At 72.1% G+C, this 22,426-nt stretch carries 22 protein-coding genes; 11 read left to right on the top strand and 11 right to left on the bottom strand.

All coding sequences use genetic code 11. The features are described 5' to 3' along the window. The first annotated feature begins 46 nt into the window (after positions 1 to 46). Complete coding sequence (locus OEIGOIKO_RS15840) at positions 47 to 511, top strand: MerR family transcriptional regulator (protein WP_307721233.1); 465 nt, start codon at positions 47 to 49, stop codon at positions 509 to 511. Between the two features lie 220 nt (positions 512 to 731). Continuing rightward, positions 732 to 1,628 carry a hypothetical protein gene (locus OEIGOIKO_RS15835; protein ID WP_125054605.1) on the top strand — a complete coding sequence of 299 codons (897 nt, stop codon included), beginning with the start codon at positions 732 to 734 and terminating at the stop codon, positions 1,626 to 1,628. On the opposite strand, the gene OEIGOIKO_RS15830 is transcribed toward OEIGOIKO_RS15835, so the two are convergent. The 5 genes from OEIGOIKO_RS15830 to OEIGOIKO_RS15810 form a co-directional block, all read right to left on the bottom strand. Continuing rightward, positions 1,612 to 2,385, bottom strand: a complete 774-nt coding sequence (locus OEIGOIKO_RS15830; RefSeq protein WP_030641323.1) for a succinate dehydrogenase iron-sulfur subunit — start codon at positions 2,383 to 2,385, stop codon at positions 1,612 to 1,614. The genes OEIGOIKO_RS15835 and OEIGOIKO_RS15830 overlap by 17 nt on opposite strands. Continuing rightward, positions 2,385 to 4,139 carry a succinate dehydrogenase flavoprotein subunit gene (gene sdhA, locus OEIGOIKO_RS15825; protein ID WP_125054604.1) on the bottom strand — a complete coding sequence of 585 codons (1,755 nt, stop codon included), beginning with the start codon at positions 4,137 to 4,139 and terminating at the stop codon, positions 2,385 to 2,387. Before sdhA ends, OEIGOIKO_RS15830 begins: the two co-directional genes overlap by 1 nt. Positions 4,140 to 4,164: 25 nt before the next feature. After that, the gene (locus OEIGOIKO_RS15820; RefSeq protein WP_125054603.1) at positions 4,165 to 4,647 is read right to left on the bottom strand and encodes a succinate dehydrogenase hydrophobic membrane anchor subunit; all 483 of its coding nucleotides are present in this window, start codon (positions 4,645 to 4,647) and stop codon (positions 4,165 to 4,167) included. A gap of 9 nt (positions 4,648 to 4,656) precedes the next feature. Beyond that, positions 4,657 to 5,037 (bottom strand): succinate dehydrogenase, cytochrome b556 subunit, encoded by a 381-nt coding sequence (gene sdhC, locus OEIGOIKO_RS15815; RefSeq protein ID WP_003985924.1) that lies wholly within the window; start codon positions 5,035 to 5,037, stop codon positions 4,657 to 4,659. Positions 5,038 to 5,268: 231 nt separating this feature from the next. Continuing rightward, on the bottom strand, positions 5,269 to 5,871 hold the full coding sequence (locus OEIGOIKO_RS15810) for a 2-oxo-4-hydroxy-4-carboxy-5-ureidoimidazoline decarboxylase (RefSeq protein ID WP_125054602.1): 603 nt from the start codon (positions 5,869 to 5,871) through the stop codon (positions 5,269 to 5,271). 316 nt (positions 5,872 to 6,187) lie between these two features. Here OEIGOIKO_RS15810 and OEIGOIKO_RS15805 point away from each other — a divergent pair, with 316 nt between their 5' ends. The 3 genes from OEIGOIKO_RS15805 (at position 6,188) to OEIGOIKO_RS15795 (ending at position 10,043) form a co-directional block, all read left to right on the top strand. Then, a complete protein-coding gene (locus OEIGOIKO_RS15805; RefSeq protein ID WP_125054601.1) occupies positions 6,188 to 7,816 on the top strand; it encodes a beta-N-acetylhexosaminidase in 1,629 nt (542 codons plus the stop codon). A 440-nt stretch (positions 7,817 to 8,256) separates the two neighbouring features. After that, positions 8,257 to 8,970 (top strand): RNA polymerase sigma factor, encoded by a 714-nt coding sequence (locus OEIGOIKO_RS15800; protein ID WP_125054600.1) that lies wholly within the window; start codon positions 8,257 to 8,259, stop codon positions 8,968 to 8,970. Then, positions 8,970 to 10,043 (top strand): hypothetical protein, encoded by a 1,074-nt coding sequence (locus OEIGOIKO_RS15795; RefSeq protein ID WP_125054599.1) that lies wholly within the window; start codon positions 8,970 to 8,972, stop codon positions 10,041 to 10,043. The genes OEIGOIKO_RS15800 and OEIGOIKO_RS15795 overlap by 1 nt, the downstream gene beginning before the upstream one ends. Positions 10,044 to 10,308: 265 nt before the next feature. On the opposite strand, the gene OEIGOIKO_RS15790 is transcribed toward OEIGOIKO_RS15795, so the two are convergent. After that, positions 10,309 to 11,187, bottom strand: a complete 879-nt coding sequence (locus tag OEIGOIKO_RS15790) for a L,D-transpeptidase family protein (protein ID WP_125054598.1) — start codon at positions 11,185 to 11,187, stop codon at positions 10,309 to 10,311. A 230-nt stretch (positions 11,188 to 11,417) separates the two neighbouring features. Between OEIGOIKO_RS15790 and OEIGOIKO_RS15785 the strand changes: the two genes are divergently transcribed. Continuing rightward, entirely contained in the window at positions 11,418 to 11,627 is a 210-nt protein-coding gene (locus OEIGOIKO_RS15785) for a hypothetical protein (protein WP_030024141.1), read from the top strand. A 4-nt stretch (positions 11,628 to 11,631) separates the two neighbouring features. Here the strand turns inward: OEIGOIKO_RS15785 and OEIGOIKO_RS15780 are convergent, their stop codons facing one another. Beyond that, the gene (locus OEIGOIKO_RS15780; RefSeq protein WP_125054597.1) at positions 11,632 to 12,126 is read right to left on the bottom strand and encodes a MarR family winged helix-turn-helix transcriptional regulator; all 495 of its coding nucleotides are present in this window, start codon (positions 12,124 to 12,126) and stop codon (positions 11,632 to 11,634) included. 93 nt (positions 12,127 to 12,219) lie between these two features. On the opposite strand from OEIGOIKO_RS15780, the gene OEIGOIKO_RS15775 reads away from it, so the two are divergent. Then, positions 12,220 to 13,941, top strand: a complete 1,722-nt coding sequence (locus OEIGOIKO_RS15775) for an alpha-keto acid decarboxylase family protein (protein ID WP_125054596.1) — start codon at positions 12,220 to 12,222, stop codon at positions 13,939 to 13,941. A gap of 46 nt (positions 13,942 to 13,987) precedes the next feature. Here OEIGOIKO_RS15775 and OEIGOIKO_RS15770 read toward each other — a convergent pair whose 3' ends face one another. After that, positions 13,988 to 14,695, bottom strand: a complete 708-nt coding sequence (locus tag OEIGOIKO_RS15770) for a FadR/GntR family transcriptional regulator (RefSeq protein ID WP_125054595.1) — start codon at positions 14,693 to 14,695, stop codon at positions 13,988 to 13,990. Between the two features lie 135 nt (positions 14,696 to 14,830). On the opposite strand from OEIGOIKO_RS15770, the gene OEIGOIKO_RS15765 reads away from it, so the two are divergent. Beyond that, a complete protein-coding gene (locus OEIGOIKO_RS15765) occupies positions 14,831 to 15,358 on the top strand; it encodes a gluconokinase (protein WP_125054594.1) in 528 nt (175 codons plus the stop codon). A 136-nt stretch (positions 15,359 to 15,494) separates the two neighbouring features. Then, the gene (locus tag OEIGOIKO_RS15760; RefSeq protein WP_125054593.1) at positions 15,495 to 16,892 is read left to right on the top strand and encodes a GntT/GntP/DsdX family permease; all 1,398 of its coding nucleotides are present in this window, start codon (positions 15,495 to 15,497) and stop codon (positions 16,890 to 16,892) included. Here the strand turns inward: OEIGOIKO_RS15760 and OEIGOIKO_RS15755 are convergent. Further along, the gene (locus tag OEIGOIKO_RS15755) at positions 16,828 to 17,655 is read right to left on the bottom strand and encodes an AraC family transcriptional regulator (protein WP_125054592.1); all 828 of its coding nucleotides are present in this window, start codon (positions 17,653 to 17,655) and stop codon (positions 16,828 to 16,830) included. The genes OEIGOIKO_RS15760 and OEIGOIKO_RS15755 overlap by 65 nt on opposite strands. A 54-nt stretch (positions 17,656 to 17,709) precedes the next feature. Here OEIGOIKO_RS15755 and OEIGOIKO_RS15750 point away from each other — a divergent pair, with 54 nt between their 5' ends. Then, positions 17,710 to 18,927 carry an MFS transporter gene (locus tag OEIGOIKO_RS15750; protein ID WP_125054591.1) on the top strand — a complete coding sequence of 406 codons (1,218 nt, stop codon included), beginning with the start codon at positions 17,710 to 17,712 and terminating at the stop codon, positions 18,925 to 18,927. Here OEIGOIKO_RS15750 and OEIGOIKO_RS15745 read toward each other — a convergent pair. Continuing rightward, the gene (locus OEIGOIKO_RS15745) at positions 18,908 to 20,425 is read right to left on the bottom strand and encodes an FAD-dependent monooxygenase (protein WP_125054590.1); all 1,518 of its coding nucleotides are present in this window, start codon (positions 20,423 to 20,425) and stop codon (positions 18,908 to 18,910) included. The two genes, OEIGOIKO_RS15750 and OEIGOIKO_RS15745, sit on opposite strands and share 20 nt — an antisense overlap. Positions 20,426 to 20,493: 68 nt before the next feature. On the opposite strand from OEIGOIKO_RS15745, the gene OEIGOIKO_RS15740 reads away from it, so the two are divergent. Beyond that, positions 20,494 to 21,168: a TetR/AcrR family transcriptional regulator C-terminal domain-containing protein gene (locus tag OEIGOIKO_RS15740; RefSeq protein ID WP_125054589.1), complete on the top strand. Its 675-nt coding sequence runs from the start codon at positions 20,494 to 20,496 to the stop codon at positions 21,166 to 21,168. A 39-nt stretch (positions 21,169 to 21,207) separates the two neighbouring features. On the opposite strand, the gene OEIGOIKO_RS15735 is transcribed toward OEIGOIKO_RS15740, so the two are convergent. After that, complete coding sequence (locus OEIGOIKO_RS15735; RefSeq protein ID WP_371859022.1) at positions 21,208 to 22,413, bottom strand: acyltransferase family protein; 1,206 nt, start codon at positions 22,411 to 22,413, stop codon at positions 21,208 to 21,210. Between the last annotated feature and the right edge of the window lie 13 nt (positions 22,414 to 22,426).

Below are 22,426 nucleotides of genomic sequence, written 5' to 3'. Positions count from 1 at the left end.
GTCGAGTCGCCGGTTCGAGGGCCGGTCGCACAGGGGGAGGCAGTTGATGGCACGGTCGGGGGAGTGGGCGGTGCACGCGGCGGGGGAGCGAGTGGCGCGCGCCGCGGAGGACGGTCTGCGCATCGGTGAGCTGGCCGAGCGCACGGGGGCCAGCGCCCGTTCGCTGCGCTATTACGAGCAGCAGGGCCTGCTGCGCGCGGACCGGGACGCCAACGGCTACCGCCGCTACGGCCCCGACGCGCCGGAGACCGTGGGTCAGATCCGCGAGCTGCTCGCCACCGGCCTGAGTACGGACGCCATACGGGAGCTGCTGCCGTGCGCCCAGGGCGGCCCCGGGCTGGTCTTCTGCGACCGCTCCTGCGGAGTGGTGGAGCGGCAGATGGCGCAGCTGGATGCGGAGATTGCCGAACTGGCCCGTAGGAGAGAGGCGTTGGCGACGTACGCGCATGTGATGCGTCAACGGCGCGACCAGGACCGGGCGTTGGCGGCCATGGCGCTGCGTTCGGCGTGATGTCCGCGGCGTCCAGTCGTGCCGAGGCGGTCCGCGCCGCCCTCGGGCCGTATCAGGAGCACCGCGCTGACCAGCACAGATGTTCTCTCATTCGTTTTTCATTGAACGAAATGGGGCGCAACGGCGTGTACGGGTTGCGGAAGGCGGCCCACGGGTCGGATCCTCGGGTGCACCGCTGTTCGGGGGAACAGCGGTGTGCTCACGGTATCGGGGGATCGTTGTGTTACGTGTCCACTTCACGCCGCAGGATCTGCGCCGGACGCGGATCGCCGAGGGGGCCGACCCCCTGTGGGAGACCGTCCTGAGCCTGCACCGCCTGCGCGAGAGCCGTACCGAACCGGCCCTGGCCGCCTGGCGGCAGCACGCCGCGCGGCACGGCCCCGGACCGCTGCGGATGCTGCTGCCGCTGGTCCCGCCGCGCGGCTACTTTCCCGACTTCCTCACCCCGGCGGCCGGTTCGGCCGGTGTGGAGCCGGGTCTGGAAGCCGTCATGACGACGCCCCGGCGCCGGCTGCGCGGCGACATCGGGCTGCTGGCGGGGCAGACGTACCGGCCTGGGCACGGCCAGCACGCCGCCCCGCCGTCCTGGATGCGCTCCCTGGCCGACGGTGAACCGGCCGCGCTGCGCGCTCTCGCCCGCAGTCTGCGTACGTACCACCACACCGCCCTCGGCCCGGGCTGGCCGCTGATCGGGCAGCGCGTCGAGGCCGACCGTACGCTGCGGCTGCACGCGCTGCGCCAGGACGGTGCCGAGGCGATGCTGCGGACGTTCGGTCCGGAGATGCGCTGGCGGCGGCCAGTCCTGGAGGTCACCTACCCACGCGACGGGGATCTGCGCCTGGAGGGGCGGGGTCTGCTGCTCGTGCCGTCGTACTTCTGCACCCGTCCGGTGACCTTCGTCGACACCGAGCTGCCGCCGACCCTCGTCTACCCCGCCGCGCCGCCGGTACGGGAGGCGGAGTCCGGGCGCGGTGCGCGGCCGGAGACCGGACATGCCGAAGGGCTCCGCCTCCGTACGTACGGGAGCGGAGCCCTTCGCGGCTTCCAGACCCGGTTCGGGTCGCTGACCGGAACCAGGTTCCAGGGGTTACCCCTCGGGGTCAGAAGCGACGCGTGATCAGCGCGCGCTTGACCTCCTGGATCGCCTTGGTGACCTCGATACCGCGCGGGCAGGCGTCCGTGCAGTTGAAGGTCGTGCGGCAGCGCCAGACGCCGTCCTTGTCGTTGAGGATTTCGAGCCGCTGCTCGCCGCCCTCGTCCCGGCTGTCGAAGATGAAGCGGTGCGCGTTGACGATCGCCGCCGGGCCGAAGTACTGGCCGTCGTTCCAGAACACCGGGCACGAGGACGTGCACGCGGCGCACAGGATGCACTTGGTGGTGTCGTCGAAGCGCTCGCGGTCCTCGGCGGTCTGGAGGCGCTCACGCGTCGGCTGGTTGCCGGTGGTGATCAGGAACGGCATCACGTCCCGGTACGCCTGGAAGAACGGCTCCATGTCCACCACGAGGTCCTTGAGGACCGTCAGGCCCTTGATGGCCTCGACCGTGATGGGCTTCTCCGGGTTGATGTCCTTCAGCAGCGTCTTGCACGCCAGGCGGTTCTTGCCGTTGATCCGCATGGCGTCCGAGCCGCAGATGCCGTGCGCGCAGGAACGGCGGAAGGTCAGCGTGCCGTCCTGCTCCCACTTGACCTTGTGGAGGGCGTCCAGGACGCGCTCCTTCGGGTCCATCTCCAGCTGGAAGTCCTGCCAGGTGGCGTCCTCGGAGACCTCCGGGTTGAACCGGCGGATCCGCAGCGTGATGGTGATGGTGTGCGAGGCGCCGTCCTCGGCCGCGTCCAGGGCCTTGGAGTGCTTTTCGAGGGTGGAGGTGCTCATCAGTACTTACGCTCCATCGGCTGGTAGCGGGTCTGGACGACCGGCTTGTAGTCGAGGCGGATCGACTCCGAGCCGTCTGCCGCCACCTCGCGGTACGCCATGGTGTGCCGCATGAAGTTGACGTCGTCGCGGTTGGGGTAGTCCTCGCGGTAGTGACCGCCGCGGGACTCCTTGCGGGCCAGCGCGGACACGGCCATCACCTCGGCCAGGTCGAGCAGGTTGCCCAGCTCGACGGCCTCCAGCAGGTCGGTGTTGAACCGCTTGCCCTTGTCCTGGATGGACACGTTCAGGTAGCGCTCGCGCAGCTCGCCGATCTTCTCGACCGCGGTCTTGATCGTCTGCTCGGTGCGGAACACCATCACGTTGGCGTCCATGGTCTCCTGGAGCTCCTTGCGGATCTCGGTGACCCGCTCGTTGCCCGAGGCGGAGCGCAGCCGCTCGACCTGGTCCTGGACCAGCTTCGCCGGGTCCTCCGGCAGCTCGACGAAGTCCGCGGTGGCCGCGTACTCCGCCGCCGCGATGCCCGCCCGGCGGCCGAAGACGTTGATGTCCAGCAGCGAGTTGGTGCCCAGGCGGTTGGCGCCGTGCACGGACACGCAGGCGACCTCGCCGGCGGCGTACAGGCCCGGCACGACGGTGGTGTTGTCGGCCAGCACCTCGCCCTCGACGTTGGTCGGGATGCCGCCCATCGCGTAGTGCGCGGTCGGCTGGATCGGGATCGGGTCCGTGTAGGGCTCGATACCGAGGTACGTCCGCGCGAACTCGGTGATGTCCGGCAGCTTGGCGTCCAGCTGCTCCGGCGGCAGGTGGGTCAGGTCCAGGTAGACGTGGTCGCCCTCGGGGCCGCAGCCGCGGCCCTCGCGGATCTCCGTGTAGATGGAGCGCGAGACGACGTCACGCGAGGCGAGGTCCTTCATGACGGGCGCGTACTTCTCCATGAAGCGCTCGCCGTCCTTGTTGCGGAGGATGCCGCCCTCACCGCGGGCGCCCTCCGTCAGCAGGATGCCCATCCGCCAGATGCCGGTCGGGTGGAACTGGAAGAACTCCATGTCCTCCAGCGGCAGCCCGCGCCGGTACGCGGCGGCCTGGCCGTCACCGGTCAGGGTGTGCGCGTTGGAGGTCACCTTGAAGAACTTGCCGGTACCGCCGGACGCGAAGATCACGGCCTTCGCCTGGAAGACGTGGATCTCGCCGGTGGCCAGCTCGTACGCGACGACACCGGCCGACTTCTTCACGCCGTCGACGTCCTGGAGCAGCAGGTCCAGCACGTAGAACTCGTTGAAGAACTCCACGCCCTCCTTGACGCAGTTCTGGTACAGCGTCTGGAGGATCATGTGGCCCGTACGGTCCGAGGCGTAGCAGGACCGGCGGACCGGGGCCTCACCGTGGTTACGGGAGTGACCGCCGAAGCGGCGCTGGTCGATGGTGCCGTTCGGGGTGCGGTTGAACGGCAGGCCCATCCGCTCCAGGTCCAGGACCGAGTCGATGGCCTCCTTCGCCAGGATCTCGGCGGCGTCCTGGTCGACCAGGTAGTCGCCGCCCTTGATCGTGTCGAAGGTGTGCCACTCCCAGTTGTCCTCCTCGACATTGGCCAGGGCGGCGGCCATGCCGCCCTGCGCCGCGCCGGTGTGGGAGCGGGTGGGGTACAGCTTCGTCAGGACCGCGGTGCGGCTGCGCTTGGTCGACTCGATGGCCGCGCGCATGCCCGCGCCACCGGCGCCGACGATGACCGTGTCGTACTTGTGGATCTTCATGAGTCGGTTACCTCAGCCCCGGGGCCTAGCGGATGTTCGGGTCGAAGGTGAAGATCACCAGCGTGCCCAGAAGGACGGTGAACACCGTGGCGGTGTACAGGAGCATCTTCAGCCAGAAGCGGGTGTTGTCCCGCTGCGCGTAGTCGTTGATGACCGTGCGCAGGCCGTTGGCGCCGTGCAGCATCGCCAGCCACAGCATCACCAGGTCCCAGACCTGCCAGAACGGCGAGGCCCAGCGGCCCGCCACGAAGGCGAAGCCGATCTTGGAGACGCCGCCGTCCAGCACGAGCTGGAGCAGCAGGTGGCCGAGGACCAGGACGACCAGCACGATGCCGGACAGGCGCATGAAGAGCCAGCCGTACATCTCGAAGTTCGTACGGGTCGACTTGGGCGTCTTCTTCGTACGCTTGCGGGGCGGCTCGATCACGGGAGCCGGGTTGTCCGCGTCGTACAGCGAGACTGAGTCGTTCACAGCGGGACCTGCGGGGGATTGAGTTTCAGCAGACATCGCGCGTCATCAGCTCCCGAACAGGGTGCGCAGCGTGTGCTGCAGCACCGGGTAGAAGGCGCCGGCCATCAGGACGGCCCACACGCCGACAACGGTCCACAGCAGCTGCTTCTGGTACTTCGGTCCCTTGGACCAGAAGTCGACGGCGATCACACGAAGGCCGTTGAGCGCGTGGAAGAGGATGGCGGCGACGAGGCCGTACTCCATCACGTTGACGAGTGGCGTCTTGTACGTGGCAACGACGTCGTCATAGGCCTCGGGAGAGACGCGGACGAGTGCGGTGTCGAGGACGTGCACGAACAGGAAGAAGAAAATGAGGACGCCGGTGACTCGGTGAGCCACCCAGGACCACATGCCTTCCCGGCCGCGGTACAGCGTTCCAGCCGGCACGGAAAAACCCTCCGGGAGCGGGGATCGGGGCCTGCCGGCTTCTCTGTCGGTCTGGCCCGGCCGGGTACGGTCCACCGGCCCCGGCCATCGTAGCGACGGACTGTCGGTTCCTCCCGCCGGGGTCCTCAGGTGTGATCAAACAGGCACGTACGGGCTATCCGCCGGGGGCGTTCCGGCCCTGTACGCCGGGCGGGGGAACGGGTAAGGGGCGGGCCGGGCGGCCGGGGCCGGTCAGTCCCGGGAGGCGGCGAGCCGGGCGAGCCGCCCGCCCGCGATCCGGCGCAGCTCGTCGGCGGCGACGGCGCGCTCCTCCTCGGGCTCGTTGCCGAGCCGGTCGTGGACGGCGGTCAGCACCACGTTGAGCAGCTCGGTGTCGCGGAAGCCGTCCAGGCAGATGACGAAGACGTGCCGGAACTGGCGTTCGTACTCGGCGTGCGCGGCGCGCAGCGCGGTGTGGGCCGCGAGGGTGCCCGGGCCGCGCGCGCCGACGAGCGGCTGCGGCGAGACGGTCTCCCCGGCCAGCGCCTCGTCCAGGTCGGCCGCGGTCAGGTCGTAGCTCGCCTCGTCGGCGGCGGCCAGCAGGGCCTCCGGGTCCGGGTACGGGCGGTGCGCGACCAGGCGGCGGGCCCAGCGGCGGCTCCCGCAGCAGAGCAGCAGGGCCGCTTCGGCGGCGTCCGCCGGGGCGCCGTTCAGGCGGTCCAGGCCGGTCGGCCGGGCCGCGGCGGCGCTGCCGGGAGGCGGTGACGGCAGCGGCGGGAGCTTCTGGGAGGGTGTGGCGGGCCGGGGAGTGCGCAGCGGTGTCGGCGGAGCGGCCGGGATGTTGCTGGGCTGCATGGGCTCCTCGGGGCGGCGAACGCCGGATCGGGCGGTGGGCGCCGGATCAGGACGGAGTACGTCGGATCGGGGATCGGGGATCGGGGGGAGTACGTCGGATCGGGCGGCCGGAGCGGGTGCGGCCGCGGCGGATGCGCGGGGGCCGTGGGCTCCGGGAAGGGTGAGCAGGTTGAGACGCCACCGTAGCGACGTCTGTCGGTCACTGTCCGACGGATGCGCGAATTTCACCCGTATGGGAGAGCTTTCGCGCGCGTAGTAGACACAAACGTCTGTCACCTGGCAATACCTTCGCCCCGGAAAGGGAGGTTTTGCGTATATGAGGACCGGAAAACTGGCCGCGAGCATCACCGCAGGAGTGACGGCCGCCCTCACGGCGCTGTCCGTCGCGGGCTGCTCGAACAGCGGCGGCACCCCGCCCAAGGGGGACGGCGGCAGCGCCTCCGCCGCGCCCACCCCCACCTGGGACCCGGTGCAGGGCCCACCGCGCACCGTGCCCGCCGTACAGAAGTTCGGCGCGGCCGACGGGCGTGGCTGGCGGCCCGCCAAGACGGCCCGCGTCGTGGTGCCCGCGGGCGAGAAGAGCCCGGTCGCCGACGAGGCCCGGCGGTTCGCCCGGGAACTGGGCGGTCTGCGCACGGTCTGGGGCAAACAGCCCGTACGGCCCGGAGACGTCGAGCTGCGGCTGTCCGGCGGTGAGGACGCCACCCGGCGCGAGGACAACGCACCCGTCCACGACACCGCCGAGGAGGCGTACACCCTCACCGCGCGCGGCACCCGCCTCACCCTCACCGCCCCCACCGACGCCGGGATCTTCAACGCCACCCGCACCGTCCTGCAGTCCGTACGGACCTCCGGCGGCGTCCCGGAAGGCACCGTCGAGGACCGGCCCGACCGGGCCCAGCGCGGCTTCATGCTGGACATCGCGCGCAAGCACTTCGACGTGCGGTGGATCGAGGACCGCATCCGCGACCTGGCCGGTCTCAAGCTCAACCAGCTCCAGCTGCACTTCTCCGACGACCAGGCGTTCCGCATCGAGAGCGAGAAGCACCCCGAGATCGTTTCCGAGGACCATCTGACCAAGGACCAGGTGCGCCACCTCGTCGACCTCGCCCGCGGCCTGCACATCACCGTCATCCCGGAGATCGACTCGCCCGGCCACCTGGGCGCCGTGCTCAAAGCCCACCCCGACCTCCAGTTGCACTCCGCCGACGGCCGGGCCCAGCGCGGCGCGATGGACATCTCCAAGCCCGGGGCCGCCGAGATCGTGGACGACCTGCTGCGCGAGTACGCCCCGCTCTTCCCCGGCAAGCACTGGCATCTGGGCGGCGACGAGTACCGCGCGCTGGCCGACCGGTCCCCGGCCGAGAACTACCCGCAGCTGGCCCGCGCCGCCCGCGACAAGTACGGGCCGGACGCCACGATCGAGGACCTGGCCACCGGCTGGCTCAACGACCGGGACAAGACCGTGCGCGCCGCCGGCGCCCAGCAGGTCGAGGCCTGGAACGACGGCTACTTCCGCGACACGGACGTCGCCCCCGACCCCGGCCGCACCGTCGCCTACTGGACGGGCAAGGAGATCGGCGCCCGCGAACCGGACGAGTACCTGCGCGAGAAGCGCAAGGTCGTCAATCTCAACGACGAGTACCTGTACTACGTGCTCGGCGAACCCAACAACATGCCGTACCCGACCGGCGAACGCATCTACACCCAGTGGACCCCCGGGGTGCTGCGCGGCACCAAGGCCGTACCGCAGTCACAGTCCGGCCCGGACCGGGTGCTCGGCGCGCGCCTGGCGGTGTGGTGCGACCTGGCGGACGAGCAGACGCAGCAGCAGGTGGCGGACGGCATCCGGATGCCGCTGCGCGCGCTGGCGCAGAAGGTCTGGGACCGCCGCGATCCGGCCCTTTCCTGGGCGGACTTCAAAAAACTGGCCGACCAGGTCTGAGCGGCCAGGGCCGGACGCGGCGAGAGGGGGACGACCGGGGCCGCCACCCCCCACAGGAGAGGCCCCGGCCGTCGTACCAGGGAGGCCCGGTGACGAGCCCCTGATCCTTACAGCGCCGTCCGCCGCGAAAGCGTCACACGGGGTGTGGACCGGGGCACGGCACGTACCGCGCGCCGGGTGCCGTCCCGGTGCGCGGGCGCTCTGGACGAGGGGAGTGCCGTGGCCGTAGCGTGCGGGTCCGCGCCGGCCCGGCGCGGTGGCCGTACGCATCGCCCGTCGGTGCGCGGGGGCAGTCGGCAGCGGCCCGGGTGCCCGGTGTACGGGCGGCCGGGATACCGTCAGCGGGGACATACGGGTTACCAGGGGTACCCGCGGTGCCCGAGAACAGCGAATCAGCGAGGACCGGGCGGCGGACTTTCCGGGTGCGACAGGATGGACCCGTGCGAGGGGATGACATTCAGCCGGACGACGGCCGGCTGACGGTCGCCGTACAGGCGGCGCAGGGCGGCGACGAGGCGGCGTTCCGTACCGTCTACCGCGCCGTGCATCCCCGGCTTATCGGATATGTACGGACCTTGGTGGGTGAGGCGGACGCCGAGGACGTGACCTCCGAGGCATGGCTCCAGATCACCCGCGACCTCGCCCGCTTCAGCGGCGACGCCGACCGGTTCCGGGGCTGGGCCGCACGGATAGCCCGCAACCGGGCCCTGGACCACATACGGATGCGCGGCCGCCGCCCCGCGGCCGGCGGCGACGAGAGCGAACTGGCCGACAAACCGGGCGCCTCGGACACCGCCGACGAGGCCATGGAAGCCCTCGGCACCCACCACACCTTCCGCCTCATCTCCCGCCTCCCGCAGGACCAGGCCGAAGCCGTCGTGCTGCGTGTGGTGGTCGGCCTGGACGCCAAGAGCGCGGCCGGAGTCCTGGGCAAACGGCCCGGCGCCGTACGGACCGCCGCCCACCGCGGCCTGCGGCGCCTGGCCGATCTGCTCGGAGCCGGGCCCGAGCACGGCGGCGGCACCGGGCCCGGCACGGGCGGCGGACCCGGCGCAGGAGTGCCCGCACAGGGCGGCGGACTGGGTGCGAGCGCGGCGGAATCGTACGTACCGGGTGTGACGGAAACGGCCGCACGAACGCAGAAGGACATGTGATGGCCGACGACCGGTACAACTGGCTCGACGAGGAGGCCGCGGAGCGACTGCTGCGCGGCGAACCCGCCGGTTCCCCGGCCGGCACCGGCGCCGCGGAGCTCACCGCCCTGCTGAACGCCGCCGCGGCGGCCGGGCGCGGCACGGACCAGGACGCTCCGCTTCCCGGGGAGGAAGCCGCTGTCGCTGCCTTTCGGGAGGCGCGGGAGGCGCGGGGGCGGGCTTCGGCCGGCATCACGGCCGGCGAGGCCGCGGCGGAAGCCGTGCGCACCCGCCGCCGCTTCGGACGGCCCCTGCGCCGCGGGTTCATGGTGGCCCTGGCCGGCTGCGCGCTCGGCGGCGTCGCCGTCGCCGCGGGCGCGGGCGTCCTGCCGACGCCCTTCCACAGCGGCACCGGCCCGGCCCCCGCCACCAGCGTCTCGGCCGCCGAGTCCCCCGGTCCGCTCGCCACCGACGACACCGGCACGGCCACCGACGGCACCACCCGGATGCCGGAACCGTCCAGCTCCGGCACGGACCGGCCCGAACCCCTGATCAGCGACGACGGCAAGGACAGCCGCACCGGTGGCAGCCGGTCCCCCGCTCCCGGGCAGAGCACCCCCGGGCCGGGCCCGACCGGCGGCACCGGCGACGACGACAGCCGGCCCGGCCCTCAGGGCAGACCGGACGACAAGGAGAAGAACCGGCTCGGCGTCATGTTCTGCCGTACGTACGAATCCGGCCGGCGCTCCGTCCTCGGCCAGGACACCCTCCGCCGCCTGGAACGCGCGGCCGGCGGCCCGGACAAGGTGCACGCGTTCTGCCGCCAGTACCTCGCCCACACCCAGGGCGGCGGCCGCTACGACGGCGACGGGGACAGCGACGGCCGCGGCAGTCACGGCCAGGGCGGCCGCAACGGGCACGGCAAGGGCCACGGCGGCAAGGGCGACGAGGACGACGACCACCACCGGTACGCCCCGTCCGCCGGCATCCCAGGAGCCCTCGCCGCCCCCGACCCCGCCGGCACCGTCACCACCACTCCCGCCGCACCCGACGAGCTGCGCATCCCCGGAGCACCACCCGTCGCCCGGGTGTGACACTTTCCGGCGCCCCGGCGCAGTACGTAGTGAAGCCGACTGGTCATCGGCTTGCGCGCGAGCCGGGGTTCCCCCCGTACCAACGGCTCGCCGCATCCGGCGCGGGCGGGGCTCGTTCCCCCGGCCCTGCCCGCGCTGTATTTTGCGCCTGAACCGGCGCCGCTTTCGCGGAGCTGGTTGCTGTTTGTGGGGGTTGCTCAATTGATGGTTGGGGTTACTGCGGGGGGTGGGGACTGGGGACTGGGGATTGCTGCGGGTGTGGGGGCTACTTGTAGATGACCACCTTGTCGCCGGGGGTTACCTGCTGGAACAGGGCGGCGATTCTTGTTTTGTTGCGGACGTTCACGCAGCCGTGGGAGGCGCCCTGGTAGCCGTGGGCGGCGAAGTCGGCGGAGTAGTGGACGGCCTGGCCGCCGCTGAAGAACATCGCGTACGGCATGGGGGTGTGGTAGATCGACGACACGTGGCTGCGGCTCTTGAACGCGATGCGGAACGTGCCTTCCCGGGTCGGCGTGTACTGGGCGCCGAAGCGGACGTCCATCGTCGAGCGGACCTTGCCGTCCACCATCCAGGTGAGCGTGTTGCTCCGCTTGCTGATGCACAGCACACGGCCCGTCATGCAGCGGGCGTCGGGACGGGGGACTCGCTTTTTGGCGGGCTTCCGGGTGGGCTTCTTCGCGGTCTTCTTGGTGTGCGGGTGCGTCTCGGCCCGGGTCGGCGGGCGGGTGCAGGCGTGCAGGGCGTGCCAGGTGGCGCGGTCCAGGGTGCCCGTCCGCGGCAGCTTCCGCCGGTGCTGGAACGCCGAGACGGAGGCCGCCGTCTGCCGGCCGTAGAAGCCGGTGGGCTTACGGCGGAAGAGTGACAACTGGGCCAGACGGGCCTGGAGTTCGCGCACGCGGGGACCGCGGGAGCCTCGGGCCAGCACCGGCTTCGCGGCGCGGCGGGGGGCTTTGGTGGAGCGGACGCGCCTGGGGAGCTCCTTGTCCGCCGTATGCGCGGGCAGCACGTCCGCCCGTCCTGGCGTGGACGGCGCGGGAGCCGTCGACGGGGGAAGTCCGCCGTTCGGGGTGATCGTGATGGTCTTGCAGCCGGTCGTCACGGCCAGCACCAGCAGCCCCGCGGCCACCGCACGTCCCTTGCGCACGCCGTGTCCCTTCCGCGTCCGTGTCACGGTGTCACCCCCGTGGCGACACCGGCCCCTCCTAGATTCCCAGGCCCGCGGAGAACCGAACCTGGACGCGCGTAGGGGTGAAGGGGTACGGGGGAGAGACGGTGCGCTCCGGTGCGCGCCCCCTGGCCGTACGGAGTGCCGCCGGTACCGCTCCGACGGGACCGTGCGCGAGTGTGTGCGGGGCTCCGGGGGACAATGAGGAAATGTCACCGCGTCGCCCGTGCCCCGTATGCACCCGAGAGATCGCCGTCGTCGGCGGCCGCTTCGCCCGGCACGACCCGCCGGGCCGCCGTACCGTGCTGGAGCTCGTGTCGTGCCCCGGCTCGCGCCGCATCGCGCCGATGATGGCTCCGGCGGAGCGTCTGTTCGATCCGGAGGAGCCGCCGTTTCCGGGGCAGCAGCCGTTGTTCTGAGGGGTCAAGGGCGGTGGGGTCCGCCTTCCGTCCGGCGGGCTTCCACTGATGCCGTGAAGGCTTCCCAGTCGCGGCCCGCCAGGGGGGCCAGCATGCGGCGCCAGCCCTCCGCCGCCTCCGGGCCGGCTTTCTCCAGTGCGGCGGTGAACAGGGCGCGCTGGCGTGCGTGGAGCTTGCGTTCGAGTTCCGCGCCGCGTTCGGTGAGGTGGAGTTCCTTGCGGCGGCGGTCCCGTTCGCCCGGCGTCACCCGTACCAGCTGCTCGTCGCCGAGCTTGCGCAGCGGCCCGTTGATGGCCTGCTTGGTCAGCTGGAGCGCCTGGCACAGTTCGCCGACGCTCATGCCGGGGGAGTACGCGAGGAACGTCAGGATGCGGTGGTGGGCGCGGCCCATGCCCTGCTCGGTCAGGGCCGCGTCGGCCGCTCCGGTGAAGGCGCGATAGGCGAAGTAGAACAGGGTGAAATCGCGGTCGTAGGCGTCCGGGCGACAAGGGTCAAGCATGTTGACATTTTATCCCGGGGTTCCGTACGCTCGCGACTTGGGTCAATGATGTTGACCTAAACCGTTCAAGCGTGAAGAAAGCCGGTTACCGCCATGTCGGACACCCCCTCGGACATCGGCCCGCAGGCCACCGCCCCCCAGGCCGCGACCGCTCGGACCACCGTCGCCGACTATCTGCTCCGCCGTCTGCGCGAGCTGGACGTCGAGCACCTCTTCGGAGTCCCCGGTGACTACAACCTCGGCTTCCTCGACCAAGTGACCGCCTTCCCCGGCCTCGACTGGGTCGGCACCTGCAACGAACTCGACGCCGCCTACGCCGCCGACGGCTACGCCCGGCTGCGCGGCGCCGCCGCCCTCGTCACCACCTTCGGCGTCGGCGAACTGTCGGCCGTCAACGGCGTGGCCGGCGCATACGCCGAACGTGTGCCGGTCGTCGCCGTCACCGGGATGCCCGCCACCGAAGTCGCCGCGTCCGGCCGCCCCGTGCACCACACCCTGATGGACGGTGAGTACGGGCACTTCGGCCGGATGTTCGCCGAGGTGACGGTGGCCCGCGCCGACCTGACCGCGGAGAACGCGCCGGCCGAGATCGACCGCGTACTGCGGGCCATGTGGCGGGAGCGCAGGCCGGTGCATCTGAATCTGCCCACGGACGTCGTGCCGGCCCAGGTGTCGCCGCCGACCGGGCCGCTGATCGTGCCGGACGAGGCCACCGACCCGGGGCTGCTGCGGGAATTCCTTACGGGCTGCGCCCGGATGCTGGACGGGGCGCGCGGTGTCACCGTGCTGGCCGGGCACGAGGCCGAACGGTTCGGGCTGCGCGGGCCGCTCGCCGGTCTGCTCGCCGCCGCGCCGGTCCGGTCCGCCGTGTTCTCCAGCGGGAAGGGCGTACTGGACGAGACAGCTCCCGGGTTCGTCGGCCCCTACACCGGGGAGATCAGCGACAAGCGGGCCCGGGCGGCCGTCGAGGACGCGGACTGTCTGATCCTGGTCGGTGCCCCGGTCTCGGACAGTGTGACCGGCGGCTTCAGCCATCACTTCGCGCCGGAGCGGACCATCGAGCTGCGTCCAGGGCGCGCCTCGGCGGGGCGCGGGGTGTTCGAGGGGATAGCCATGGCGGATGCCGTCGGTGGGCTGGCCGGACTGCTGCGGGACCTGGGGCTGCCGGAGCCCGAGGGGTACGGTGAGCCCTTCGCGTACCCGGACGAGGCACCCGGCGCGCGGCTGACGCAGCGTCAGCTGTGGTCCGCTGTCGGCTCGTTCCTGCCGGAGGGCAGTGTGCTCGTCGCCGAGCAGGGCACCGCGTTCTACGGCGCCCAGGAGGTGCCGCTGCCCGTGGACGGGCGGTTCGTCGGCCAGCCGCTGTGGGGGTCGATCGGATACACCCTGCCGGCCACCCTCGGTACCGAACTGGCCGCGCCGGACCGGCGTTCGGTGCTGGTGATCGGGGACGGTTCCCTCCAGCTCACCGCGCAGGAGCTGGGCACCATGACCCGGTACGGCGCGGCCCCGGTGGTCGTCGTCGTCAACAACGACGGCTACACGGTCGAGCGTGCCATCCACGGCGCCACCGCCTCGTACAACGACATCGCCGCCTGGGACTACACCGCCCTGCCCGCCGCCTTCGGCGCAGGCCCCGGCACGGTCGCGGTACGGGTCGAGACCCCGGCGGAGCTGGCGGACGCGCTGGCACTGGCCGCCCGTACGCCGGACGAACTGGTGCTGATCGAGGCGGTGCTGCCGCGCGAGGACGCGCCGGAGCTGCTCACGGCCCTGGCGCAGCGGTTCGCGGAGCAGAACGCCTACGGGGACTGAGGGGCGGTGCCGCCGCCCGGACACGTCCGGCGGTGGCCGGGCGCCGTCACGGCGCCAAGACGTCCAGCTCCGCCATCGCCCCCACGGTGATCTCCCGGGTCAGCGCCTCGGCGCGGTCCGCGTCGCCGACCCGTACCGCCTCGGCGACCTGGACGTGCAGGGTGACCGCGGCCGGGTCGGGGTCGGTGAACATGACGTGGTGGTGGGTGCGGCCGGTGAGGACGGCGGCCACCACGTCGCCGAGCCGGGCGAACATCTCGTTGCCGGAGGCGGTCAGCACGATGCGGTGGAAGGCCGTGTCGTGCACCAGGTACGCGTCGAGCTGCTGGCCGCGTGAGGTGGCGACCATGCCCATGGCGTGCTCGGTCAGCTCGGCGCACTGGGCGGGGGTGGCGTGCCGGGCGGCCAGGCCCGCGGCGACCGGTTCGACGGCGGAGCGCAGCACGGTCAGGGAGCGGAGCTGCCGGGGGCGGTCCGGGCCGGCCAGCCGCCAGCCGATGACGCGGGGGTCGTAGACGTTCCATTCCTCGGCGGGGCGCACGGTCACGCCGACCCGGCGGCGCGAGGTGACCAGGTGCATGGATTCCAGGACCCGTATCGCCTCGCGGATGACCGTGCGGGAGACCTCGAAGCGCTCTTCCAGCTCGTCGGTGCGCAAGATCGTGCCGGGCGGGTACTCGCCCGCGGTGATGGCGGGTCCCAGGGACTCCAGTACCCGCGCGTGCTGCCCCTGCCCCGCCCCCTGGTTCTCCATGGGATCAGCCTACGTTCCCGGGGAAGGTCCGCTTTTAAGTATGACTTTTACGTCACAGAGGCTTGAATACGTCGTATCCCATGGGTTTCAGTGGGACGACAGACCGAGGTCAAAGAGGACAGCGAGGTACACGGGATGAGCACCCCCCACGTCATCGTCGTGATGGGCGTGGCCGGCACCGGCAAGACGACGATCGGGCCGCTGGTGGCCGCCGACCTTGATGTCCCCTACGCCGAGGGCGACGACTTCCACCCCCCGGCCAACTTCGCCAAGATGTCGGCGGGCACCCCGCTCGACGACGCCGACCGGTGGCCGTGGCTGGACGCCATCGGCGCCTGGGCGCACGGCCGTGCGGGTCAGGGCGGTGTCGTCAGCAGCTCGGCCCTCAAGCGCGCCTACCGCGACCGGCTGCGGGCCGCCGCGCCCGGCGTCGTCTTCCTGCATCTGACGGGCGACCGGTCGCTGATCGAGTCCCGGATGGCCGAACGCAAGGGCCACTTCATGCCGACCGCGCTGCTGGACTCCCAGTTCGCCACCCTGGAGCCGCTCGGTCCGGACGAGGCGGGCGTCGCCGTCGACGTGTCCGGCACCCCGCAGGAGATCGCCGGGCGGGCCGTCGAGGCGCTGCGGCAGTACGACACCGGTCGGCCCGCCCCCGCCTGACCAGGGGCCGACGCCCCGCCACCGCGCGGGGTCATGGACCTGTACACCCCCCCGTGCCACCGCGCGGGGACACCGCCCCGTATGCCGTCGCTCCGGGGCCACCACAACCAGTAACAGCACCCCTTAGGGAACAGCCGTGACACATCTCAGCGTCGAGATGCTGGCAGCGGACGCGACCGAGCCGATCACCTCGGCCGGTCACGCGCAGCTCGGCATCGCCGTCCTCGCGGGCATCGCCGTCATCGTCCTGCTCATCACCAAGTTCAAGCTGCACGCCTTCCTGTCCCTGATCATCGGCTCGCTGGTGCTGGGCGCGGTGGCGGGCGCACCGCTGGACAAGGCCATCACCAGCTTCTCGTCCGGCCTCGGCAGTACGGTCGCGGGCACCGGCATCCTGATCGCGCTGGGCGCGATCCTCGGCAAACTGCTCGCCGACTCCGGGGGTGCCGACCAGATCGTCGACACGATCCTGGCGAAGGCGAGCGGGCGCGTGATGCCCTGGGCGATGGTGCTGATCGCGGGCATCGTCGGTCTGCCGATCTTCTTCGAGGTCGGCATCGTGCTGCTGATCCCCGTGGTGCTGCTGGTCGTCAAGCGCGGCAACTTCTCCCTGATGCGCATCGGCATCCCCGCGCTGGCCGGTCTGTCCGTCATGCACGGCCTGATCCCGCCGCACCCCGGCCCGCTGGCCGCCATCGACGCGCTGCACGCCAACCTGGGCGTCACGCTGGCGCTCGGCGTCGTCGTCGCGATTCCGACGGCGATCGTCGCCGGTCCGCTGTTCTCCCGCTACGCCGCGCGCTGGGTGGACATCCGCCCGCCGGAGAAGATGATCCCGGAGAGGGCCTCCGGTGAGCTGGACAAGCGGCCCGGTTTCGGGATCACCGTCGCCACTGTGCTGCTGCCCGTCGTGATGATGCTGGCCAAGGCCCTGGTGGACGTCGTCGTGGACGACAAGGGGACGACCGTCCAGCGGGTCTTCGACGTGGTGGGCTCTCCGCTGATCGCGCTGCTCACCGCCGTCATCGTCGGCATGTTCACGCTGGGCCGGTCGGCCGGGTTCACCAAGGGCCGGATCGCCACCACCGTCGAGAAGTCCCTCGCCCCGATCGCCGGCGTGCTGCTGATCGTCGGCGCGGGCGGCGGCTTCAAGCAGACCCTGGTGGACGCGGGCGTCGGACAGATGATCCTGGAGCTGTCCAAGGACTGGAACATCTCCACGCTGCTGCTGGCCTGGCTGATCGCGGTCGCCATCCGGCTCGCGACCGGCTCGGCGACGGTGGCCACCATCTCCGCCGCGGGCCTGGTGGCGCCGCTCACCGCGGACATGTCCACCACCCACACCGCCCTGCTCGTCCTCGCCGTCGGCGCCGGTTCGCTGTTCTTCAGCCACGTCAACGACGCGGGCTTCTGGATGGTGAAGGAGTACTTCGGCATGAACGTCGGCCAGACGATCAAGACGTGGTCGCTCATGGAGACGCTGATCTCCGTGGTCGGGATCGTGTGCGTGCTGCTGCTGTCGCTGGTGTTGTAGCCGGGCCCACGAGAGCCCGGTGGGCGCCCGGCGTGTGTCCGAACGACCCGCGGAAGGCATCGATGAAGGCACTGGCCGAGGCCCAGCCGCAGCGGTGCGCGATCGCGGTCACGGACAGCGCCGGGCCGTCCTGCGTCAGCAGCACCAGCGCGTGGTGCAGGCGCAGCTGCGTACGCCACTGGGGGAAGGTCATGCCGAGTTCGGCGCGGAAGAGGCGGGCCAGGGTCCGTTCGCTCGCCCCGGCGGCCGAGCCCAGGGCGGCGAGCGGGCGCTGATCGGCCGGGTCCGCGCGGAGCGCCGCGCAGACCGCCGCCAGCCGCGGGTCGCGGGCCCTGGGCAGGTGCAGGGCCTGGAGCGGGGCGTGGCGCAACTGGTCGAGGAGTACGGCCAGCAGGCGCCGCGCCTCCTCCGTACAGCGGCTGCCCGTACCGCTGTACGCGATGATCAGCTCGCGCAGCAGCGGGCCGACCGCCAGGACGGCGGGCCGGTCCAGCCCCAGCGGGTCGGCTTCGAGCGGAACGCCGACGGTGTGCAGGTCGGTGTCCCCGTGCGCCCGGTGCTCGTGCACCGTCCCGGCCGGAATCCAGATGGCACGGGTGGCCGGGGTGACCCAGCTCCCGGCGTCCGTGGTCACGGTGAGCACGCCGCGCCCCGCGTAGACGATCTGGTGGACGTCGTGGTGGTGGGGCGTCACCTCCGCACCCTGCGGCAGGAAGCGGGTGATGGTCGTGACGTGCGGCGGATGGTGGCGGAAAACCGGCATGGCCTGGCAGCTTATGGGAAGTCCGCCACCCGGTGCGCTCGCCATGATCGGTACATGACGACGAAGCAAGTGGCCGCGCCCCGGCGGCCGGTCGCGACGATGTCCGTCGGACACGCGGCGGTGGACTTCTACCAGGGCGCGGTCCCGGCCCTGGTGCCCTTCCTGGTGGCCGAACGCCACTACGGTTACGCCGCCGCCTCGGGCATCGTGCTGGCCGCCACCCTCCTCTCCTCCCTCGTGCAGCCCCTGTTCGGCTCGCTCACCGACCGCTGGACGATGCCCTGGCTGATCCCGGTGAGCACCCTGTGCGCCGGACTCGGCATCGCCCTGTCCGGGCTCGGCGACTCCTACGTCCTCACGTGCCTCGCGGTCGCCCTCTCCGGCATCGGCGTGGCCGCCTACCACCCGGAGGCCGCGCGGCTGGCCCGTGTCGCGAGCGGCGGCAGCCATGTCGCCATGGGCTGGTTCTCCCTCGGCGGCAACATCGGCTTCGCCCTCGCCCCGGCCGCCGTCGGCCCGCTGCTCTCCGCGGGCTCGCTGAGCGCGTCGCCGTGGCTGGCGGTGCCCGCGGTGGCCGGTGTCCTGCTGACCGTTCACGTGATCCGCGCGCTGGCGCCGCGGGCGGCCGTCGCCAAGGCCGCGGCGCGCAGGGCGGGCCGCGACAACTGGCCGGAGTTCCTGCGGCTGACCGCCGTCATCGTCTGCCGGTCCGTCGTCTTCGTCGGCCTGAGCGCCTTCATCGCCGTCTACGCCCAGCAGCGGGTGGGCGGGGGCGCCACCGCGGGCTCGGCGGCCCTGTTCGTGCTGTTCGCGGGCGGTGCGGTGGGCACCGTGCTCGGCGGCCGGCTGGCGTCCCGGTGGGGCCGGGTCCGTACGGTGCGGATCGCCTACGCGGCCTGCGTCCCGGCCGTCGCCGGGCTGGTCCTCGTCCCCGGCCCGGCGCTGTACGTGTTCGCCGCCCTGACCGCCACGGCCCTGTACGTGCCGTTCTCCCTGCACATCACCCTCGGCCAGGACCTCCTGCCGAACCGCATGGGGACGGCGAGCGGTGTCACCCTCGGCCTGGCGGTCAGCGTCGGCGGCGTCGCCAGCCCGGCCATCGGCGCCCTCGCCGACGCCACGAGCCTGCGGACCGCGCTGCTGCCGCTGATCGCGCTGTGCGTCGTGGCCTGGCTCGTCGCGCGGACGCTGACCGAGCCGGGGGAGGACGACGCCCGGCGGCCCTCGGAGGAGGGCGCCGGGCAGGAGGCGGCTAGCGTGCCGCAGCGGTGAGGAGGCCGTACCGGCCCAGCTCCTCCGGCAGGCCGGACGCGTCGTCGGCGGCGTACGCCACGTAGCCGTCGGGGCGGACGAGGAACAGGCCCTCGCCGTACGCGTCGCGGGCGTGGCCCTCGGAGTCGAGCAGGTCGGGGTCCTGGCCGCCGACACGGCACGTACGGATCATGCCGCCGTCCAGCGCCGGGAGGTCGACGTCCCCGACGGCCAGCACGGTGAAGTGCGGACCCTGGAAGACCTCGAAGAGGCGGCGCGGGGTGCCGTCCGGGGTGATGCAGGGCGCGTCGGGCGCCCGGTTGCCGGCGCGCAGTGCGCCGTCGGCGAGGCCGGTGCGCCGCTCGGTGGCGAGCGGACCGTCCGGGTACCCGACGCCCATCTGGTGCAGGTCGCTGCCGCGCCGCATGTCGCCCGACCGGTGCAGCCGGGTGCTGGTGGCCAGGATGCTCTCGGCGACCGGCCGCCGCTCGGCCTCGTAACTGTCGAGGAGGGAGTCCGGCGCGCCGTGCCGGATGACCTGGCCCAGCTTCCAGCCGAGGTTGTAGGCGTCCTGGACGCTGGTGTTCAGGCCCTGGCCGCCCGCGGGGGAGTGGACGTGCGCCGCGTCGCCCGCGAGGAAGACCCGGCCCGCCCGGAACCGGTCGGCCAGGGCGGCGTTCGGGCGGAAGGTGGAGGACCACAGCACCTCGCCCAGCTGGTCGAGGGTGAGGTGGGTGCGCTCCGCGATCAGCTTGCGCACCGCGTCGGGCGAGGTGTCCGGCGCGGTGCCGGAGTCCATGAAGCCCGCCATGAGCAGGAAGTAGTCGTACTTCGCCGGCGCGAGCAGCGAGACGAAGTCGGTGGCCCGGAACTCGCCCCACATGTGCCAGTGGTCCCGGTCCAGCCCGTCGAGCCGGATGTCGGCGAGGAGCATCGGGTACGGCGCGACGGACTGGCCGGTCATGGTGACGCCGAGCGCCTTGCGGACCGGGCTGCGCCCGCCGTCGGCGGCGACCAGGTAGGAGGCGCGCACCGTACGGGTGGTGCCGTCGGCGCGGGTGACGCGGGCCTCGACGCCGTCCGCGTCCTGGGTGAAGGACTCCAGGCCGGTGCCGAACGCCACCGTGCCGCCCAGTTCGGTCAGCCGCGCGTACTGGATCTCCGCGTTGCGCCACTGCGGGAGCATCAGCATGGTGCTGTACGGGGCGGCCGGCGTCGGGATGCCGGGCTCCATCATCACCTGCTCGTCGACCATGCGGCCGTCCGACCAGATGCCCCGCGGCGGGTACGTCCCGCCGGACTCCAGGACGGCGTCGAGCACGCCGAAGTCCTCGTACACCTCCTGGGTGCGGGGCTGGATGCCGTTGCCCCGGGTGCCGGGCGCCAGCCGGTCCAGGCGCTCCAGGACGAGGGCGCGCACGCCGCGCCGGGCGAGGTCGAGGCCGAGGGCCAAGCCGGTGGGGCCGGCGCCGGAGATCAGTACGTCCACGTGTCCGGGCAGGGCGTCGGTGCTGGCCATGGGGACTCCTTAACGTCGTTAAGCAGGGATGCTTCCGAGGGTGCGCTTAACGGTGTTAAGTTGTCAATGTGGCTACGAGACTTGACCGGAAACTGGTGGCGGAGACCGCCCTGGGCCTGCTGAACGACGTCGGCCTCGAAGGGCTCACGCTGCGCCGTATCGCCAAGGAGCTGGACGTGCAGGCGCCCGCGCTCTACTGGCACTTCAAGAACAAGCAGGAACTGCTGGACGAGATGGCCACCGTGCTGCTCGGCCGGATGACGGCGCCGCTCGCCGGGGCGGGCGGCGGCTCAGGAGACGGCTCCGGGGGCGGCGACTGGCGGGTCATGCTCACCGAGACGTGCCGGCAGACCCGGAGCACGCTGCTCGGCTACCGCGACGGCGGCAAGGTCTTCGGCGGTACCCGGCTGCGCGATCAGGCGCTGCTGCGGCCGATGGAGGCCATGCTGGCCGCCATGCGGGGCGCCGGGTTCACGACGGAGCGGGCCGCGCGGGCCTGGTTCACCACGTACGCGTACACCGTCGGCTACGTGATCGAGGAGCAGTCCGTCTTCCCGGTGCCCGGCGACCCGCAGCCCGACCCCGCGTACGACCAGCGGGAACGGGAGCGGAGCGTGGGCGCCGACCACCCGCTCACGGCAGCGGCCGGCGTGGAGATGTTCGGCGACACCGCCCGTGGCTTCGAGGACGGTCTGCGGGCGGTCGTCGCGGGGATCGAGGCCACGCTGCTGCGCGGCGAGTGACCGGAGGGCCCGAGGGGGATGCCCCCGGGCACCCCGGTCTCAGCGGCGTGGCCGCGGGTCGACCGCCTGCCGCAGTACGGGGGTGAGCGGCCGCTCCACCCACCGGTGCAGCACCCACGCCAGCGTTAGCATCAGCGCCACCGTCAGGGCGAGCGTCGCGTACGAAGGCAGCCGCAGACCGCCGTGCAGGCCCTGGACGGCCACCCAGCCCAGGTGCTCGTGGACGAGGTAGAACGGGTAGGTCAGTGCCCCGGCGACGGTCAGCCAGCGCCAGTTCGCCCACTGCATCCGGCCCAGCGCGACCGCCACCACCAGCGCGAAACCCACCGTGACGATCGCGATGACGACCACTGTCGAGCGGTAGGAGAAGGCGTGTGCGGACGGCGGGTGCCAGAGCCCGGCCACCGCGTGGTGCTGGCCGGTCAGCCAGCTCACGCCGACCACCGCCCACGCCACCGGGTCGCGCCCGCCGTAGCGGTGCAGCAGGTAGCAGCCGATGCCGCCGATGAAGAACGGGGCGTACTGCGGCATCAGGACGACGTCCAGCGCCGGTACGTGCGCGGCCTGCGCCAGCGCCGCCGCCAGCGTCCACCCCGCGCAGAACAGCACCACCCGGCGGCGGGTCGCGCCCGGCAGTACGACGCACAGCGCGAACAGCGCGTAGAACCGCATCTCCGCCCAGAGCGTCCAGCACACCCCCAGCACCCGCTTCGCGCCCAGCGGCTGCTGGAGCATCGTCAAGTTGGTCAGCACATCGCTCGGCCCGAGTGCCTCGAACGCCACCCACGGCAGCGCGAAGGCGGCCGTCACCAGCAGGATCGCCACCCAGTACGCCGGATACAGCCGTGCGACGCGGGAGGCGATGAAGGAGCGCAGCGAACGTCCCCAGCCGCTCATGCAGATGACGAAGCCGCTGATGACGAAGAAGATCTGAACGCCGAGACAGCCGTACGCGAACGCGCTGTGCAGGGACGGGAACTGGCGCGCCGGCGAACTGCCCCACGCCACGGCTATCTCGCCGTTCCGGCCGCCGAGGTGGTAGGCGGCGACCATCAGGGCGGCCAGCAGCCGCAGTCCGTCGAGGGCGCGCAGGCGGGGCACGCCACGGGATCTTCTGGCGGGCGGGGGCGCCGCGCCGTTCACCGTGTCCGGCACTGCGGGCGCGGTCCGGGTGACTGCCGTGGGCCCGGCCGACGCGGATGCGGATATGGACGACGCGGACGGGCCGGGGACCGCCGCAGGCATCGGCGCCCCGGCC

This window comes from Streptomyces paromomycinus (assembly GCF_003865155.1).
GTDB classification, from domain to species: domain Bacteria; phylum Actinomycetota; class Actinomycetes; order Streptomycetales; family Streptomycetaceae; genus Streptomyces; species Streptomyces chrestomyceticus.
Note: the sequence above shows the minus strand (reverse complement) of the source record. Positions and strands in the feature narration are given on the sequence as shown.